24 protein-coding genes are annotated in these 16,420 nt (G+C 47.6%); 16 read left to right on the top strand and 8 right to left on the bottom strand.

Translation table 11 applies throughout. The features are described 5' to 3' along the window. Positions 1-501 precede the first annotated feature (501 nt). Together J1779_RS21805 and J1779_RS21800 are read left to right on the top strand one after the other, a co-directional pair. A complete protein-coding gene (locus J1779_RS21805; protein ID WP_217204791.1) occupies positions 502-1,572 on the top strand; it encodes a hypothetical protein in 1,071 nt (356 codons plus the stop codon). 1 nt (position 1,573) lies between these two features. Next, positions 1,574-3,040 (top strand): hypothetical protein, encoded by a 1,467-nt coding sequence (locus J1779_RS21800; RefSeq protein WP_217204790.1) that lies wholly within the window; start codon positions 1,574-1,576, stop codon positions 3,038-3,040. Between the two features lie 50 nt (positions 3,041-3,090). Here J1779_RS21800 and J1779_RS21795 read toward each other — a convergent pair whose 3' ends face one another. The 8 genes from J1779_RS21795 to J1779_RS21760 form a co-directional block, all read right to left on the bottom strand. Continuing rightward, positions 3,091-4,173: a tyrosine-type recombinase/integrase gene (locus J1779_RS21795; protein WP_217204789.1), complete on the bottom strand. Its 1,083-nt coding sequence runs from the start codon at positions 4,171-4,173 to the stop codon at positions 3,091-3,093. Beyond that, positions 4,148-4,423 carry an excisionase gene (locus J1779_RS21790; protein ID WP_217204788.1) on the bottom strand — a complete coding sequence of 92 codons (276 nt, stop codon included), beginning with the start codon at positions 4,421-4,423 and terminating at the stop codon, positions 4,148-4,150. The genes J1779_RS21795 and J1779_RS21790 overlap by 26 nt, the downstream gene beginning before the upstream one ends. Positions 4,424-4,504: 81 nt before the next feature. Then, positions 4,505-5,008, bottom strand: coding sequence for a siphovirus Gp157 family protein (locus J1779_RS21785; RefSeq protein ID WP_217204787.1), 504 nt, complete (start codon positions 5,006-5,008; stop codon positions 4,505-4,507). Then, positions 5,005-7,389, bottom strand: a complete 2,385-nt coding sequence (locus J1779_RS21780; protein WP_217204786.1) for a hypothetical protein — start codon at positions 7,387-7,389, stop codon at positions 5,005-5,007. The genes J1779_RS21785 and J1779_RS21780 overlap by 4 nt, the downstream gene beginning before the upstream one ends. 21 nt (positions 7,390-7,410) lie before the next feature. Beyond that, positions 7,411-7,707 carry a hypothetical protein gene (locus J1779_RS21775; RefSeq protein WP_217204785.1) on the bottom strand — a complete coding sequence of 99 codons (297 nt, stop codon included), beginning with the start codon at positions 7,705-7,707 and terminating at the stop codon, positions 7,411-7,413. Between the two features lie 292 nt (positions 7,708-7,999). Continuing rightward, a complete protein-coding gene (locus J1779_RS21770) occupies positions 8,000-8,296 on the bottom strand; it encodes a hypothetical protein (protein ID WP_217204784.1) in 297 nt (98 codons plus the stop codon). A gap of 238 nt (positions 8,297-8,534) precedes the next feature. After that, a complete protein-coding gene (locus tag J1779_RS21765) occupies positions 8,535-8,765 on the bottom strand; it encodes a hypothetical protein (RefSeq protein ID WP_217204783.1) in 231 nt (76 codons plus the stop codon). 195 nt (positions 8,766-8,960) lie between these two features. Next, entirely contained in the window at positions 8,961-9,362 is a 402-nt protein-coding gene (locus J1779_RS21760; RefSeq protein ID WP_217204782.1) for a helix-turn-helix domain-containing protein, read from the bottom strand. A gap of 79 nt (positions 9,363-9,441) precedes the next feature. On the opposite strand from J1779_RS21760, the gene J1779_RS21755 reads away from it, so the two are divergent. From J1779_RS21755 to J1779_RS21690, 14 genes are all read left to right on the top strand, one after another. Beyond that, positions 9,442-9,639: a Cro/CI family transcriptional regulator gene (locus J1779_RS21755; protein ID WP_217204781.1), complete on the top strand. Its 198-nt coding sequence runs from the start codon at positions 9,442-9,444 to the stop codon at positions 9,637-9,639. 10 nt (positions 9,640-9,649) lie between these two features. Then, positions 9,650-10,114: a toxin YdaT family protein gene (locus J1779_RS21750; protein WP_217204780.1), complete on the top strand. Its 465-nt coding sequence runs from the start codon at positions 9,650-9,652 to the stop codon at positions 10,112-10,114. 16 nt (positions 10,115-10,130) lie between these two features. Beyond that, on the top strand, positions 10,131-10,367 hold the full coding sequence (locus J1779_RS21745; RefSeq protein ID WP_056778987.1) for a hypothetical protein: 237 nt from the start codon (positions 10,131-10,133) through the stop codon (positions 10,365-10,367). Further along, positions 10,364-10,531 carry a hypothetical protein gene (locus tag J1779_RS21740; RefSeq protein WP_217204779.1) on the top strand — a complete coding sequence of 56 codons (168 nt, stop codon included), beginning with the start codon at positions 10,364-10,366 and terminating at the stop codon, positions 10,529-10,531. Before J1779_RS21745 ends, J1779_RS21740 begins: the two co-directional genes overlap by 4 nt. 2 nt (positions 10,532-10,533) lie before the next feature. Further along, positions 10,534-11,520 carry a YdaU family protein gene (locus J1779_RS21735; protein WP_217204778.1) on the top strand — a complete coding sequence of 329 codons (987 nt, stop codon included), beginning with the start codon at positions 10,534-10,536 and terminating at the stop codon, positions 11,518-11,520. Then, a complete protein-coding gene (locus tag J1779_RS21730) occupies positions 11,510-11,956 on the top strand; it encodes a replication protein P (RefSeq protein ID WP_217204777.1) in 447 nt (148 codons plus the stop codon). The genes J1779_RS21735 and J1779_RS21730 overlap by 11 nt, the downstream gene beginning before the upstream one ends. Beyond that, positions 11,946-12,083 carry a hypothetical protein gene (locus J1779_RS21725; RefSeq protein WP_217204776.1) on the top strand — a complete coding sequence of 46 codons (138 nt, stop codon included), beginning with the start codon at positions 11,946-11,948 and terminating at the stop codon, positions 12,081-12,083. The genes J1779_RS21730 and J1779_RS21725 overlap by 11 nt, the downstream gene beginning before the upstream one ends. A gap of 3 nt (positions 12,084-12,086) precedes the next feature. After that, a complete protein-coding gene (locus tag J1779_RS21720) occupies positions 12,087-12,587 on the top strand; it encodes a hypothetical protein (protein WP_217204775.1) in 501 nt (166 codons plus the stop codon). Further along, positions 12,580-13,002: a M23 family metallopeptidase gene (locus J1779_RS21715; protein WP_217204774.1), complete on the top strand. Its 423-nt coding sequence runs from the start codon at positions 12,580-12,582 to the stop codon at positions 13,000-13,002. The genes J1779_RS21720 and J1779_RS21715 overlap by 8 nt, the downstream gene beginning before the upstream one ends. Further along, positions 12,999-13,493: a hypothetical protein gene (locus tag J1779_RS21710; protein WP_217204773.1), complete on the top strand. Its 495-nt coding sequence runs from the start codon at positions 12,999-13,001 to the stop codon at positions 13,491-13,493. Before J1779_RS21715 ends, J1779_RS21710 begins: the two co-directional genes overlap by 4 nt. A gap of 924 nt (positions 13,494-14,417) precedes the next feature. Further along, positions 14,418-15,014, top strand: a complete 597-nt coding sequence (locus tag J1779_RS21705) for a DUF1367 family protein (RefSeq protein ID WP_217204772.1) — start codon at positions 14,418-14,420, stop codon at positions 15,012-15,014. Then, on the top strand, positions 15,011-15,307 hold the full coding sequence (locus J1779_RS21700; protein ID WP_217204771.1) for a Ref family recombination enhancement nuclease: 297 nt from the start codon (positions 15,011-15,013) through the stop codon (positions 15,305-15,307). The genes J1779_RS21705 and J1779_RS21700 overlap by 4 nt, the downstream gene beginning before the upstream one ends. Continuing rightward, complete coding sequence (locus J1779_RS21695; protein ID WP_217204770.1) at positions 15,304-15,978, top strand: bacteriophage antitermination protein Q; 675 nt, start codon at positions 15,304-15,306, stop codon at positions 15,976-15,978. Before J1779_RS21700 ends, J1779_RS21695 begins: the two co-directional genes overlap by 4 nt. Before the next feature lie 171 nt (positions 15,979-16,149). Then, entirely contained in the window at positions 16,150-16,419 is a 270-nt protein-coding gene (locus J1779_RS21690; protein ID WP_013575116.1) for a phage holin family protein, read from the top strand. Position 16,420: the final 1 nt, after the last annotated feature.

The following is a 16,420-nucleotide window of genomic DNA, read 5'->3' as shown; positions in this document are numbered from 1 at the left end:
TTGCTGTGCGGCTAATAAGTGACTGTTGTTAAACTCATGCTTTGCGAATGTTGTCACATAATGAAAATAATACAGCATTGTTATTATCACTATGTTGCGAGTTGAGTGGAAAATAGTCAGCTGTCGGCTATCCTTTACATTGTACGGCTTAACAGCCTGCATTAATGCCAACTTTTAGCGCACGGCTCTCTCCCAAGAGCCATTTCCCTAGACCGAATATAGGAATCGTATTCGGTCTTTTTTTATGCTATTGATCTGTAAGGTTTATTTTTTGTAAAAACGAAAATACACGAACGTTACACGAAATTCTGTACTCGGTCTTTTCGTTACTTGCAGCAAAATGTACACCTCCTACCTAAACTTCCTCCCTCATACTGTTTTGACTCGAGGATCCATTTTAAGTATCTATTCAATTGATTTTCAGCAAAAAAGTGACTTATGACATACAAAAAACAATAGAAAATTGTTAGATTAATTTTTTAATCAATAAGGATTATTTACATGGCCAAATCTATTGAGTCCGTTTTGAGCAAAGGACAGATTGAATCATTAGAAATAAGTAACTTTATTTTTCATATCATCAATGCAGATGCTGATGGTGATAAGACAATCTTTTTGGATTCAGTCTCACTGGCAGAGGCTCAACAAGCATTTTTTCTTAATAGACTGAAGGAATGCGCAAAAGGCACTCAGTACGTTTTCGAAGAGGATGTGGATAGCTTGTCTGAAAAATGCCAAAAGCTGGTAACAGGGCAGAAAGACTTTGCGGAAACCTCCAAAGATGTTACACGCAGCTTTGCTAAACTTCATGCAGGTTCAGCTGCTGATGGTTTATTTGTAGTTTCCGTCGTGAAATATCTCAGCAGTCCAAATGAATACAAATCATTGTTATTTCTGGTTAAATTAGACAAGACGGCTACATTAACCTACAGTTACGAAGAAAAAAATGGTAAAAAAATAGCTGTTATTAATGAAGTCCCTAATGCTCTAAGCGAAAGTAAGCAAGCAGTACAAAAAAGCGCGCTTATTGATCTTTCCGGTACTTTTGCATGGGACGTGCTTGCATATGACCGTGTAGACTCGAATCTTACAGATTATTTTAAAAAGTTTCTCAGTGTTAAATTGAGGCAAACGCCTTCCACTTTAACAATTGAGACTCATAAAGCACTGCGTTCCTGGGCAAGATTAATACCTAGGGAAAGTCTGCCTGAGGGTGAAGATGCCAATACGATAATTGGTAGATCGATAAGTTATTTTGATTCATGTGAAACCTTTGACACTGAAAGATATTTGGAGTCTGTTGTCAGACATGACGACAAGGGCGCGCGTCAAGTCCTGATAGATGAATTGCACGAGAAATTAGTGGGTATTGGAGTGGCAGGCCAACAATTTAAGCCTACACCCGCGTCCATAAGCCGTAGGGATAAAACAGTTATTTACGAAACAGCCGAAGGTGTTGTCATTACCTTTGCTGGTGACGCAGCAGCAGCTGGTTTGACTCGAAAAACGTTACCAAATGGCAAAGAACAGATTACAATTGAAACTAACAAGTTTGAAGTCAAGGTAAAGTAGGATGACGATCGGGGTATTGCTAACCAAATTAGACAGATTGTGTGAAATTTCTTCAGAGGTTCTTGAGGAGAGCTATCGGTTAACTGTAACTGGGAGTTGTATCGACCAGGAACTGGTTGCTTTGTGCTCTGAAATTGAACAATTAACTAATATTCTTGGTTTGCCTTGCCCTACATTAAAAGTCGGCGGAAATATAGTCGATTTTGACGAGATGGTCGATTTTTTACATGCTGAAAAAAGCGATTGGTGCATAGTATTAAGTAAAAAGCAAATAGCAGAACTCTTAGCACAGCGTTCGGATGATGTGATTTCCGATATAAATGTGTTTTTTTTATCTGAAGCACGAGCTTTAGATTGGGTAAAGAATATTGATCCTTTCTCTGAGGTGACTAGCCAGCATGAGCCAGATTTCAAAAAAAGTACCAGTATATGGGTGCATAAACTGAGCCAGGCTTCAGGGGGTGACTTCATATCAATTATCCCCGCCGATGGTGTTTATGTTCGAGGTTTGGATAGAACTGTTGCAACATTACCTGATGCAAGAGAAGTATCAGACCTAGTACATATTAATTCAGAAGAATACCTTCAAATTAAACCAAAAAATTTCATTTTGACTTGGGGGGATTTTAGTTCAGAAATAGCATTAGCCTTTTCTCTGATTTCAATTAGAAACCTTGTGGCAAGTATTTGTTATGAGTTAAAAAAAGAGAATGGCAATTACTATGCATGTTTTAAAGGCACGAAAAAACTAACAGTAAATCTATCTGAAAATGCATTTGTAGATATTATTAAGTTAAATGAAGAATTAATTAAAACTGTAAGCTGGGTATATAGAGAGCGAGCAGAAACAAGATTGCAACTAGTGATGGACCGTCTGTCATTAGATATTATTACTACGAATGATTTTTACTCAGAACTTGCTGAAAATATCAGTACAGCCTTGCAACAATCGCAGGACAGTTATGCCTTCGTCATATTAGACCGTAAAGATGCTTACCATAAAGAAATTCGCGAGTTACTTAAAGATATGCGTTCTCAGGCCGATATGTATGCATCTAAGGTGCGCGATCTAGTCTCGAATATTACGAGGGATGTTCTGGGTATTTTAGCTTTTGTTGGTTATTCTTTTTTAGGAAAGTTTGACAACAAAAATATTGACCAGCTGTTAGCAAGCCATGAGTTGTCTTTGCTTGTTAAATTTCTTGCAGGGTATTTGATTTTGTCTTGCGCTCTACAGGTAGTTATTCATTCTAGAGACGCATGTTTAACTTTGAGTGAAAGTGAAAAGTGGTTGAAAGTTCTACAACGTTATACTTCACGTGAAGAAAATCAGGAAAGTTTCCTCCTCCCTATAAGAAAAAGAAGGAAGACACTGTTCTTCTCCTTAGGCGCGATGGTGATCATTTATTTATTGCTTGCGAGTTCTATGTGGTTTTTACCTCGTATTGTTACATGGTTACTTAGTTAAATGGTTAGTTATTCATTATAGTCAATCTTGATTATTTGAATTGGAGTAATTCACAATAGTGAGTACTCCTTTCCTCTTGTGTCCAGATATTTATCAGTCATTTTCTCAGATTTATGCCCCAGTATTTTCCTTGCAAACTCCTTACCTTTTTCCTTTTCATATAATCGCCCTGCCAAGCTTCTGATTTCATGAAATGTCGGCGGATTATCCTGAAACTCAATTCCTGCAGTGTTCCGCGCTGCGACAAATTTCTTAGTTAGTCCATCAGGGTGTAGCGATCCATCAGGGCTGTTTTTCCGCTTTCCTGCGCTGACGATGAAATCAGTGCTACTTGCTAGCCTGCAACGGTCGATCACCGTGCCCAATCGTAAACCAACGCTCCGCAATTCAAGATCCAAAGGGAGGGATATCATCGCCCCTGTTTTTCCCTGATCTATCAGTAGTCGCCCATCAACAACTTGGTCAAAGCGCATAAGCGCAATATCCTCTCGCCGCTGGCCAGTGATAAGCGCCAGGTCCATAGAAAGGCCAAACCATGCGGGCAGTAAGTCGGCGCTCTGTCTTATTGCGAGGTATTGCTCCAGTTCCAATCGCTCACGCTTCACCACCGGCTTCGCGGCCCGCGTTGACGCAACTGGGTTCTGTTCAATATGCCCCTCGACTATCGCCTCCCGGAAAATATCTGACAACACCGAACGCATTGTGGCCGCCATGGTTTTTTTATCCTGGGCGACCCAGATTTCGAGAAAGTCAGCGATATGCCGCGTCGTGATCTTCCCCAACACCATTTCCCCCATTTTCTCTTCAATAACGGCAATTTGTCCTTTCCGCACTTTGTAGGTGTTGTCTGCTAATTTCCTTCGCTTAAACAAGATGTCATAACGCTCCAGCCAGGATTTTAGCGTGTACTCGTTAGTGCCCTTCAGTCGCTCCAACAGTGCTATGGGGGAGAAGCTCTGTTCAATAAAGTTGTTTGCCTCTATGGCCTGAGAGATCGCATCCCTGCGCGAGATCTGGCCGAGCGAGAATTCTTTCTTGGTGAGTGGGTTGCGCCAGTAATAGGACTTGTAACGGCGGCGATAGGTCAGGTTCCTAGGGAGATTAGCGTCATACTTTGTGCTTCGCCGCGTCATTTATAACTTTCTCCATGAACGCGCTGCGCGCCGGTAAGCTGCTTTGCGCATCTTTTATTTTTTTGCCGAGCCTCACATCTTTTGGATTGATGTAGATGGCGGTTGGTTGCACGCGGTACTGGCGACCGTGCTTTTCCGGTGCCGGATAGATGCACCCGTTACGAGCCCAGCGCCAGAGTGTCTGGATCGATGGCTTATGGCTTTCGTAATTTTTATCGCTCCATTCTTCTAAAGTTAGCAACTTAGCCATTGGTCATACCTCATTAGGTTGACCGGTCAGCATATTGGCATGATGACCGGATCAGTTTTGATTATTGGAAATCAGTTTTGGTTATCGAACTGCCAGCGAGCGCGGGCCGACTTCAAGGTGCGCGCCTTTGATCTCAGTACCGGCTTGCAGCGCTTTTTTCAGTTCATCACTTTTTACTTTGTTTATGATCTGCGTGAACGACTCAACATAATCGTCAGGAAGTAACTCTTCGTCGTCAACGATAAGCCGCTGAGATCCCTTGCGGGCGCTGAAGGTATTGGCTGCGGTTTTCACACTATCGCTCCCGGCAGTGATCATGCAGTCGAGGATGTATTTTTTCAGTAGTTCAGCCTGGTTAGTCCACATTTTCTTACGTTCAGCCAGGCGCTTGGCTTCCGTATCACACTTTTCCGCATTGCCGATGAAGTCCCGCGCAACATGCATAGTGGCGTCCAGCTTATCCCCCAGCATCATTTCGAGCCCTTCAAGGGTGTCTTTGATCATGTCCGGAGTAAGTTCGCCATCTTCCGCCAGTTCCTGCAGCTTTTTCATTTCAAGCGCTAAATCTATGGTTCTGTTGCTCATGCTTTTTCTCCTTCAAATTTTGCGAGACATTCGGTTTTAATTTCTTCCAGGCGACGCAGCCGGGTTTCGAGATAGCGCGCATGCTCAGTGTCGTTAACTGCCTTCGCATTCTTGAGGTGAACGCCGATAGTGCGGTTAAGGGATGAAGCGATTTTGGTTACTTCGTTTGCGGTAACAGCGCCTTTCATGGTTTCCGTATTGGCAGCAAATTTCTCATCCAGCTCTTTGCGAAGGCGAACAGTATCTTCGGCCTTATCGCTGGCATTTTTGATGCTGTATTCGATCGCGTTATCTGCCAGGTATTCAGGCATGTCGTGCCAGCCCAGCCAGACATCGGCTGAGAAACCCAGCATAGATAGCGCTTTTTTAATGGCATCCGTCAGGCTCTTTTTGTGGGTCTCTCCATCGGTAGTGATCCCGCGTTTTGATTTATACAGATAAGGCGTCGAGCCATATGATTCCAGCTCACCGCGAACATCTCCCTCGATCGCATACCAAAACTTAATGCGCAGTACGTGATTCTGTTCAAAGAGCAGCGTGCCGTCGGCATCACGCAACAGAACACTCCTTACGAACTTATTGTTCTCGTAAATCTGCTCTGAAAGAGGTGCGCCGTTGAGCATGCGATCTTCAACAATCTCGTATCCCCAGCCGGTACCGACCGGCCCGAAGATCTCGGTTGCGCGCATGAACATATATTCGGCGTTAATGCTGGTACCGGCAAAGCCAGCACCTTCCAACGGTTTTGTGTAGCGGGGGTCTGTACTTTGAACTTGTTTCCAGATATGCAGATTTCCCAGCGCCTCTTCTGATTTTTCGGCAAGCCCGCTTTCAAGGGCGGCAGCGCGCTGTCTGAAATCATCCTGAGGAGCGGCCACGGTATTTTCAGGCAATGCAGGTTCTGCTGTTTCGGGCGCCGTTTTGGCCTGAACTGTTTCAGTTTTCGGGGCGATTGTTACGGTTTCGGCTGGTTTTGTATCAGTCACAGGCTTCTCAACCGCGCCTTCATTAGTGCGTTCATCAATGTAAAATTTTACGCGATCAGTAATAAAGGCGATGCGGTCGGTCTGGTCAGGGATCCACGATTCAACGACATCAAGTGTCAGGTGATGTATTTCATCTAGTTTAAGGAGGCCGAATGCATTGCCAGAAAGCTCGTAATCCTTAGCGAGCTTTTTCACCACCAGCTTTGCACCCAAACTCTTATCGGTCAGCAGTTTTGCCATTTCATCTGGAGAAACGACATTGGTTTTCCCTATCACCAGATCCCGAATATGAGCCTGCAGTTCGGTAAGCTGATCTTCGACCACTTCCGTTTTGTCGACTTCATTTGAGGCGCCAGTTCCGGCCAGACCTTCAATGGAATACTTACCGCCGCCGAGATTTTGAACCTTTGCGGCTTCCGGCTGATAGTCGGGCAGCAGGGGGTGGCCATGCAGCTTGCTGCTCACGTAATCACGGCGGGCATCAGTATCTTCAATCAGTTTAAGGTCTTTGTGGCCATCAGCCATCAGCTCCCATAGCTCACCGCGAGGAATGTCGAGGATCCCCGGCACGACGCGTAATGAAGTTGCCCATCCACGCCAGGCTGGATCGTGATTGTCCTTGAGGTATTTCGCATCACGGATGTGAGATGCTTTCGCTTCATCAGGGTTAATCCCCATCACATGCAGGGCAACTTCCAGATCAAGAGTCTCGTAAGTGCGAGCCAGCTCCGCCGTGCCTGGCGCCTTCTCTTCGCGCTTAGACGGCTCAGCAACCCATTTTTCAGCGAACTTACGAACATCTTTCGCGCTGTCGAATGGAGGCATTTGCGCGCGCATTGTCTCGATCAGTACCGAAAGGCGATCGGGAAACATCTGCTGCAGTGCGGGAATACCAGAAAGCCCGGTGATGAATGCTTTCATTTCTTCCGGCGCTTCGTCGTCAGAAACCATATCGATGGCGTTAGAAACCTGCTCCATATCGAGCTCGTTACTTTCAGCGCCGTACATGGACACATAAGCGACACGCGCAGAGAATGGCAGGTCGGCAATTGTCTTGGCGCCAGCGAGAGGATCGAGTTCGTCAGCGGTATCATCGATGGTGGTTGTTGTAGGGATGTGCTCGAAGGTTTTGTTTTCTTCATCCCAAACGTTACAGGTCAGCCAGTGTTCGCTGAATCCATCGACCGGCGGACGCCCGTTAATATTTGCGGTCAATTCGCAAATCTTTGGCTTGAAAAAGTTATCCGTTGTATCAGGGAAAGATTCCTCCAATGCCATTGTTGCTTTCATTTCTGCAAGTTTGGCATTTTTAGAATCAATACATGTGGCCAGAGGTACAGCCCCGTTTGCTGCTGCTGATTTTTTTGGATAAAAGGCAATTATGAAAAATGGCATTGGTCATTTCCTCGCTTTGTTTTACTTCGTCTCTTGATGAATTAAAGAATGAATTTCTTTATCGATATCTTTCGCCGCCAACTCGGCATCCGCTAACAGGTTTTCTTTCTGTTTATTTAAGAAAGATAATGCCCCATTAACTAAGTCCACTTTTGGCACGTTGACCGTTATATCTTCAGAGCCTAATAGAATATATCCATCCAAAAGCCCTGAAATATCACCGCTCATAACATGGAGCTTATATTCTCCATCCCATACGTCCTTTTTCGCAAAGATGAACACCTTCGCGCTTACCGTTGCAGGTAGTTCGGTTTGCATAGTCCCCTCGATACGCACTATAATCACAGCGTCCAGTGGTGGAAGCCATTGGTCATACCTCGCTGGAGTCGGTTTGGTCGCTGACTCCGCCACCTCCGGGGTGTAAAGCCGGTAGAACTGCCCGCCTTGTGCGGGCTTTTTTACATCTGTAAGTTGCCCTTAACGCCGGGCCGCGGGTCGCTGCTTCACACCTCGCCAGCTTTCGCCGCCGCCACCGCATATTGAGTTACATCCAACCAACCACCTGAAGGTGAGATGCATCTCAATATGGCCGGATATACCGGCCTGGTATTCAGTGACGTGACAAACTCTGCAGAAGTGATGCCAGCAGTAAATCAGCCACTGAGAACTTAGTGCTGCGTTCAGAAACTGAATCTACTGGCAAGTCATGAGCCTGGATGAATGCCGCTTTTACCGCGTGATGTGTGCAGCAATATTCACCGAGGGTTTTGCCTTCAGGTGTGACGATAGATGTGGACCCCTGACGCTTATTCGGTTCAATCAAATACCCGATGACTTTTTCTTTTTCGGACAACTCAGTAATTCCGGTAACGATTTCAGTTCCAGTAATATTTGCTTCGATAATCATTGGTCATACCTCAATTATTAAAATTGATTGATTTAAATTCTGAGTTTTTAAACTGCTTTATATCTTTAAATAAAAAGTGTTGTGGTGGGTTTTTCCGGTTACGCTCCGGCGTCGTTTTTACGACCGTTCTTTGCACGAGACAAACCCATTCAACCCTTCACCACCACAACGAAAAGAGCATTAATTTCACAGGCTTTAGCTGCGCCTCCATCACTACCCTTTGCGTTGTGCGTTGTTTTTATCGGCGCGGCTCGGTGAAACCCATCAACAATGAGAACAGGCAACAAAAAACAGTAACCGGCCATGCAATGATCAGAAGTGCGGCCATTGAAGCGGGTGTTTTCTCGCAGTCAGGAGTCCCGCGTTCGTCAACCAGTAGAGCCAAAATGCCGAGAACAACCCCGACGACGTATATGGACAATAAAATCATTTCGTAAACTCCCACCGAGTGGATGCTGCCGTTGGTCATACCTCGCGTTCTTTCACGCCGTCAGAACTGTTACCCCGAGGCTGCTGTGCCGTCGATGGGAGTAATTTAGGTAATCCTAACAAATCAGTCAAGGGGTAATATTTAGGAATAACTAAATATTTTGATGCAAAAAGGTTAACCACATGATTTAGATGTGGTTATTTTTATGTCGAAGGATGTGGAATGAAAGTGTATTTAACTCTTCTTTTTTCGAGTTTCCATTCGGCTTTTCAGTAATTCTTCCAAAAGCCTGTTGTAGTCGTCGATCTTCAGCCGCAATGCGTTTAAGAAAGGTTCTTTTTCGCTCTCAGGAAGAGCAGCGAATAAATCAAGCAACTCCTCCTCTCTTTCCTCCAACTGACGGGGCAGTGTGTCAGCTTCTTCAGGCTCAAACTGCTCGTCACCCATCAAAATCCAGGTAGGACTGCATTTCAATGCGGCGCTCAGAGCAAAAAGATTCTTACCAGATGGCGCGGTGTCATCACGTTCCCACTGGGAAATCGTCACGTGAGCAACACCAACAGCTTTACCCAGTTCGCGCTGGGTAAGTTTCAGTGCCTTGCGGCGCTCTTTAAGTCGATGTCCGGGAGTATTCATATTAGGAAATACTAAATCTATTTGACTAAAGTTTTGCTAAATCGTATCGTTTAGGTATTCCTAAATGCAGAGGTTAGCTATGTACAAGAACGACGCAATTAAATTCTTCGGAAACAGGGTCAAGTTAGCCTTGGCCGCCGGCGTAAAACCGCCGTCTGTTTCCACCTGGGGGGAGCTTGTTCCGGAAAAAAGAGCCGTTCGTTTAGAAAAGGCATCTGGTGGAGTTCTCGTCTACAACCCTGATCTGTATATCAAATCTACAACATCCCATGAGTGAGTTCTGATTTATGGAAATCAAGCACAACCACATCAGAGACGCGCTTCGCAACTGGGCGAGTGAAGTCTCTCAAAGCCAGGTCGCGATAAAAGTAACGAAAGCGTATTTCGATCTCAGCCTGCATTCACCAATCCTGCAAATCGTAGAGCACGGCGACGGTACTGTTGATTACGCCGCGCTGCACAACAACAAGCAGCAAATCTTCCGCTGGCTTGATAGCGACCGCCCGCGCGCAGTTCAGAACATTCAGCAGTTACTGCCGGCGATCCTTGCCGCGCTGCCTGCGGAACTGCGCGCCAGCCTCATTGCCGGTAACTCAGTCGAGTATCTGGCGACACAGGCCATGAAAGCCAACCAGAAGCTGATCAGTTCAGTCCTTCTGCGCGCTCCACTTTCTGATTTTGATTCGGATTGTGATGCCTGGGAGAGGGCGTATGCGTCGCTGCAGCAGAGCGTACGCGGTTTATTGCATTAAAGACGAGGTATGACCAATGGCCAAATTTTCAAGAGAACAGATCCAGCAGCAGATTAACGCGCATTTTTTGCGTGAAGGTGTCGAGAGCGGCATTGCCCTGACGCTGGCCATGCGCGGAGCTGATCACTATTGCGATTCAGCGAACGCGACGGTAGTCAGCAGCATTGCGCACGCAAAGACGTTCCTGAAGTCCACCAAGCGGATCAAAGGCGCGCCGGATATCAAACGCAATCAGGGGAGGGCGCGCCGATGAAAAAATTATCGTATGCGAATAAGCGGTTTCATTACGGTGCGATGCCGGTCACTAAGCCATTTATGCGAGTGCTGGTGCGTCAAATCGCAAAAGAACGCGAAGAAATACAGTCTGAGCGCCTGAATAAAGCCTTTGGAATAGTTGCTAAACAGCTGGGTTGGTAGATATGGCTGCACTCCCTTACATGCAGCTTTATGTCGCTGATTACCTGGCTGACACGCCGCATCTTACTACCGAGGAGCACGGTGCTTACCTGCTCCTCATGTTCAACTACTGGCAAACGGGGAGGCCATTACCAAAATCTCGGCTGGCGGGTATTGCAAAGTTAAGCAACGAGCGTTGGTCGGACGTTGAACGCACGTTGAACGAGTTCTTTTTGGACACCGGTTCTGAATGGGTTCATGAGCGAATTGAGCGAGATTTGGAAGTTGTTAAAGGTGCTCAGTCTCAGAGAATTGCAGCGGGAAATGCTTCTGCTGCAAAAAGGGCTAAAGAAAAAGCCCTTAAAAATCAGATGGCATTTAACGACCGTTCAACGACCGTTCAACGCAATTCCAGCGACCGTTCAACGAATAAAGATACAGATACAGATAAAGAACTAAAAGATAAAACCCTTTTGTCGGGTGCTGGAAAGGCCCAGCCCACGACGAAGAAAAACGCAGCGGGTTCTTACCCTGAGGAGTTCGAGACCCTCTGGCATGAGTACCCGAAGCGCGAAGGTGCAAATCCGAAAAACAAAGCGCACTCCTGCTGGAAAGCCCGAAAGCTGGAAGGGGTGAGCGAGGAGGTAATGCTCGAAGGGACGCGGAGATATCGGCTGTACTGCGAGATGCGTGGGCAGGCCGGTACCGAATACGTGATGCAGGCACAGCGGTTTTACGGCAAAGAACGTGCCTTTGAGAACGACTGGCAGGTAAACACCGGGGGAATGAATCATGCAAAAAACATCGCAAGCACCATCGGCAACAACGGCGAATCCATTGCCGAGCGGCAATTACGAGCTGGTCGCGAACAGTGGGCCAAAGAGCGCGGATTCACCGGCGTGGCGTCTGTGGGATCTGATGATCAAAATCTACAGCACCCGATGGATAGCGAAGAATGGCAATCGTCCCACGGACCTCTGGGAAAAACAGATCGGGGCTATGACGAGTGACCAGATCACTCGTGTTTGCAACGCCTGCATTGAGCGTTGCGAGGCTGGCAGTACCTGGCCACCAGATTTCGCTGAGTTTATCGCGCTGGTTGCAGAGGTCGGCGGCGGCCTGGTCGGACTTACGGTCAGCGATGTTATCGCTGAGTACAAGCGTTGGAAATCAGAGTCATGGCGTTATGGCACATCCGAGCAGTTCCCGTGGCGCCACCCAATTCTGTATCACATCTGCGTTGAAATGCGCCGCGAGGGCGTAGAACGCCGACTGACACAGCCGGAAATGGACAGGTTGGCCGGAGCGAAGCTGGCGCGCTGGGAAAAGAAATTAGCCGCTGGCTTCTCAGTGCCACCCATCCGCCGACAGATTGCTGCCTCCAAAAACCCATCTGGCCCGACGCCAGCAATGCAGATGGCAGCAGGAAAGCGCTATGTCGAATGAGTTTGAACCAGACGATGACGCGGGTTTGTCTGACGAGCTGGATGAAGAACTGGAATGCCAGCTGCTGCAGACGCCAGCCGGTCGCCAGATGTTAGCAAAGTCAAAAATGTTGAACAGCGAGGAATGACCAATGAGCACCACCGTAGAAAAAATACTGAATGAGTTGCAAGAAGTGGGAAAGGCAACAGCCCTGATCGTTGCGGACTCTTTGGGTCTGGAACCAGGTATCGCCGTAGCGATGCTGAATAGCCAGGTCAAAACGGGAAATGTGGAATGCCTGAATGGTTTCTACTCAATCACCGAGAAAGGCCGCAATTACTCTCCTGAGCCGATTGCACCAATAAAAGCCAAAAAACTGGTAAAACCGCGCCCTGCTAAAGTGGCCAGCGTTAAGAAAGTTGAAGTGAACCCAGCACCGGCGCCGGTCCCTGAACAGCCTGCGAAAGAAAAGATTGAGTTACCGAAGGTGATCTGGGGTGCTGATGAGTTTCTGACGCTGAACATCCCGACACCGGAATACCTGACCAAGCAAATCCGCAAGCATGAAGCCACTGCCAAACGGCTGAAGAAATTACGCACTACAATCCGCTCCCTGCAGCGCCAGAACGTGCAGGCGGTTCGCCATGTCTGATATCAACCATCTAATCCAAGAAGTGCGCCCATTGCAGGATGATGGCTGCGATTACACAGCAACCATCATCGACGGCTGGGGCGCTGCAGCTCGCGCACGTTGCCGGGCGCCCGCCACTCCACCGATCAAACCGGTCCCGGTTACCGCGGCAGCGAAGGCCAGCGGCGTTGTTGTAAAAATTGGCAATCGCATCTCGTACGGCAAAAGAGTGATCACCGGTATTTACCAGCTGCATCTGTCAGGAAAAACCGATCAGGAGATTGCTCGAGCACTTTGCATGGCAGAAGACTCAGTGCGCCACCTGCTTAAGCGCGGCACTCCGGCGCGAAAATCAATTTTCATGAAGTGCGCTGCGGCTCCGCTACCGACTGAATCCGAAATCATGTGTCACCTGGCAGCGGAGAGCAAAGCATGAAAAAGCTAACCCTCGAAAAAGCACAGGAACTGCTCGAATTCCTGAAAGGTAAAGCCGATGACGGCGACATAACGATCTCGCAGGAAAACTACCTGCAGGCAGTTGAACTGGCAGTAACGGTCCTTAATGCACAGGAAGATGCAGAGAAATATGGGACTGGCTTTGTTGCCTGCTTTTCCGGCGGCGAAGTCAAAAAGGGTGACCCTGAAAAGGTTCGGATCAGTTTTACCGATTCCGGACTCGGATACTTCTCCCAGGTACGCCGGGGAAAAAGTACATCAGAAATTCCTGAAGGCTGTGCGCTTGTCCCGATTGAGCCGACAGAAGACATGGTTATCAATGGATTCGAATCAGAACCAAGCCAGTGCTTTAGTTCAGATGAAGAATGGGAAAATTACGAAGCCATGAGTGGATGTGAGCAAGCAGCACACCGCGCGAAATTGTGCTGGGCAGCCATGTTAGCCGCTGCGCCGAAACAGGGGGCTCTATGAGCAGACACTGTGAAAATTGCGGCTGCGCCATCCGTTCTGGCTACTGCACCAACTGTCATGAAGAGGCTTATATCGCCTTCGTCCAGGCACCTGAGATGGATTTCAGCCGGGAATTTATGGATAGGGCTTGGGAGCAGGTTACCGGTCAGCACCAATCCAGATCCCCATCAAACTCTGGTGCCAAGTCATGACCAGCGGAAAAGCGTATTGGGACGATCGGCAGGTTACCTTAGAGCAAGGATGGGGATTCCCATATCTGGCGAAGAAGGGGCATTACTTCACTGAAAACAGCATATCTAGCCTGTGCGGTAAGTGGATGTTCACTGGTGCACGGGTTGACTGCTTTCACAATGATAAAGAGAACTGCGTCGCCTGCATGAGAAAGCGAGAGAAGCTGACCACTGCAGAGACAGGCCATTGAATAATCGTTCATTATAGGAATCTATCGTTCAATATATGAGTAATCAGACGGTCAATATCTTAAAAAACTTGAAATAAAACCCATTAAAAATTACTGTGATTATATACAGTATTTTGTCAATGGCCCTGACTCTTAAAAAGCCGATCCGCGTAAACGCTTCGTTGCGCGGATATGGCTACCTCGGGACCGGGAATGTCTTAAAAAAGAGGTAGAGATGATAAAGCACTTAATAATCAATGGAGTAAAATTCACCCTCCCCGAAAGCGGCCGCGTATTGATACAAATGACAGGCGACGAGATCGCGAGTGCCGAGATACTCCGAGCTGACCAGCATGTAGCAAACCTTCAGGCTTTTTTAGAAATAGCCGAGTGCGCCGGATACACGATTATCCCTCCTGAATTTGACTAACAAACATCACTATTCCACGATATAATTCAACGGTCAGCCTGAACAACTGACAACCCCGTTTTCTGCTGTGCCATTACTCGCGAAGAGGTGAGAAATGGCGCAATTAGCATTTATTAAAGCATCCAACAACACTCTGATACCCGCCAACCCGGATACCAGAGATTTCGTGCATTCAAAAATCAAGCTGGGTGACGTGATCACGTCCGACTTTAAAAAAGTCCGTAACCCGCGCTTCCATCGTCTTTATTTCTCCCTTCTCAATCTCGGCTTCGAATATTGGACGCCAACAGGCGGCGCGATTTCCCCTGAAGAGAAAGCCCTCATTCGCGGTTATGTAAACCATATTGCTGAATTTGCCGGGCATGGCGAAACGTTGAATTCGCTAGCCATCGGCTACCTCAGGAGCGTGCGGGCCGAGCGTACTGATCGCGTGACACTCATTAAATCATTCGACGCCTTCCGCCGTTGGACCACCATTGAGTCGGGGTATTACACCGAACTGGTAATGCCTAATGGCGTTACTGCGAAAGAGCCAGTTTCCATTTCATTCGCAAAAATGGACGAGACGGATTTCGCAGAGCTATACAAAGCCACGCTTAATACCCTCTGGACGTGGATCCTCAACAAAACCTTCAGCACCCCCGAAGCCGCAGAGAACGCTGCAAGCCAGCTGATGAGCTATGCGGCATGAAAATTTCAGAGCGAAAACACCTGAACAGGCTCTCAGATATGGGCTGCATAGTTTGCCGAAATCTGGGGTATGGCGAATCCCCTGCTGAAATTCACCATTTGCGTACCGGGTGCGGCGCTGGCCAGCGCGCCAGTAACTACCGTGCAATCCCACTTTGCCCGCAACACCACCGAACTGGTGGTTACGGTGTAGCCATTCACGCAGGACAGAAAGAATGGGAAAAGAATTTTGGCACCGAAGAGCAGCTCCTTGAGCAGGCATTGAAAGAAATTGAAGAGGGGATAACTTCGTGAATAATCAACTTTTGCAATACGCGCGCACAGAACTGGCAACGGCATTAATGGATTTGTCCGGCGGGACGAAGGGGCAGTTAGAGGCGTTTAGTGAGCATCCCCCGGCAGATAAAAACAAATATCCTCGCCAGCACATTCATAAAGTACAGTTGGAGGGTAATAAACAGGTCCGGTCAGAGCGTGCGCCGACATACGCGCTTGAGACGCGCAGCCGTATCCGGCCAGCGCCACCAATGAAGGATTTCGAGTTTTCCTCATGCGCCTGGCGCCGAGCTGTGAACACGTTGCCGGTTTACCAAAGCTCATGGATCCGCTATTGCTATGGGTTTGACCTGAAATTCGATCACCAGAAAAATATCTGCGAGGCTGTATGGCTGGCATATCAGAAAAACCTGCCTGCCGGGCTGCTGGAGAAAACGAAGAAACGCCTCATATCACTCGTTTGGCTGGCGGTGCAGGATGTGGCCGCAAAGAACAAAAATGAGTCATATAAGGAATACGCAGGTTCCGCGCTGGCGACACTCATGACTGTTTCCCGGTCAACTTGGTGCGAGGTTTATAGCCAGCACTGGCGCGGATTGAAGCTGGTCGCTTCTGAGCTTGATTGTGATTCGCTAATTCAGGTGTTGAGAAGTAAAGAGGCGCTCAATTTCGAAGAAGTTATCGAGTAACTCTTGCAAAACCGAACAAATTGAGCGATATTTAAGGCTAATTTGATATGTTGTCAAAATTGTATAAACCCGCCGATGTGCGGGTTTTGTCGTTTTTCAGGGCTGCGCATTCGCGTGGCCTTTTTTATTTCTAAGACCATGCACCCAACCGGCTGACCGGAGGGGGAGACTATGAAAATGGACGAAAAATACAGTAACGCTACATATGGTGGTGCTGGAATTACGGCCTTCTTTGCAAGCTTATCCCTTCAGGATTGGGGCTTTATCGCTGGCGTGCTGATTGGGGCGCTCTTTACTGCTTTGACGTATTTCCTGAATCGTCGCGAACAGATGAAGCGCACCCGGATACTCCAAGAAATCGCCGATAAGGTTGATGCAAAAAATCCGTCAGCAACGGCCCAGGTTGTTAACGAGCTCGCACAAAAAACCAGCGAGGTCTGAA

Origin of the sequence: Rahnella rivi (assembly GCF_019049655.1) — a bacterium.
Lineage (GTDB): Bacteria > Pseudomonadota > Gammaproteobacteria > Enterobacterales > Enterobacteriaceae > Rahnella > Rahnella rivi.
The sequence above is the reverse complement of the archived record's forward strand: the minus strand, read 5'-3'. Positions and strand labels throughout refer to the sequence as shown.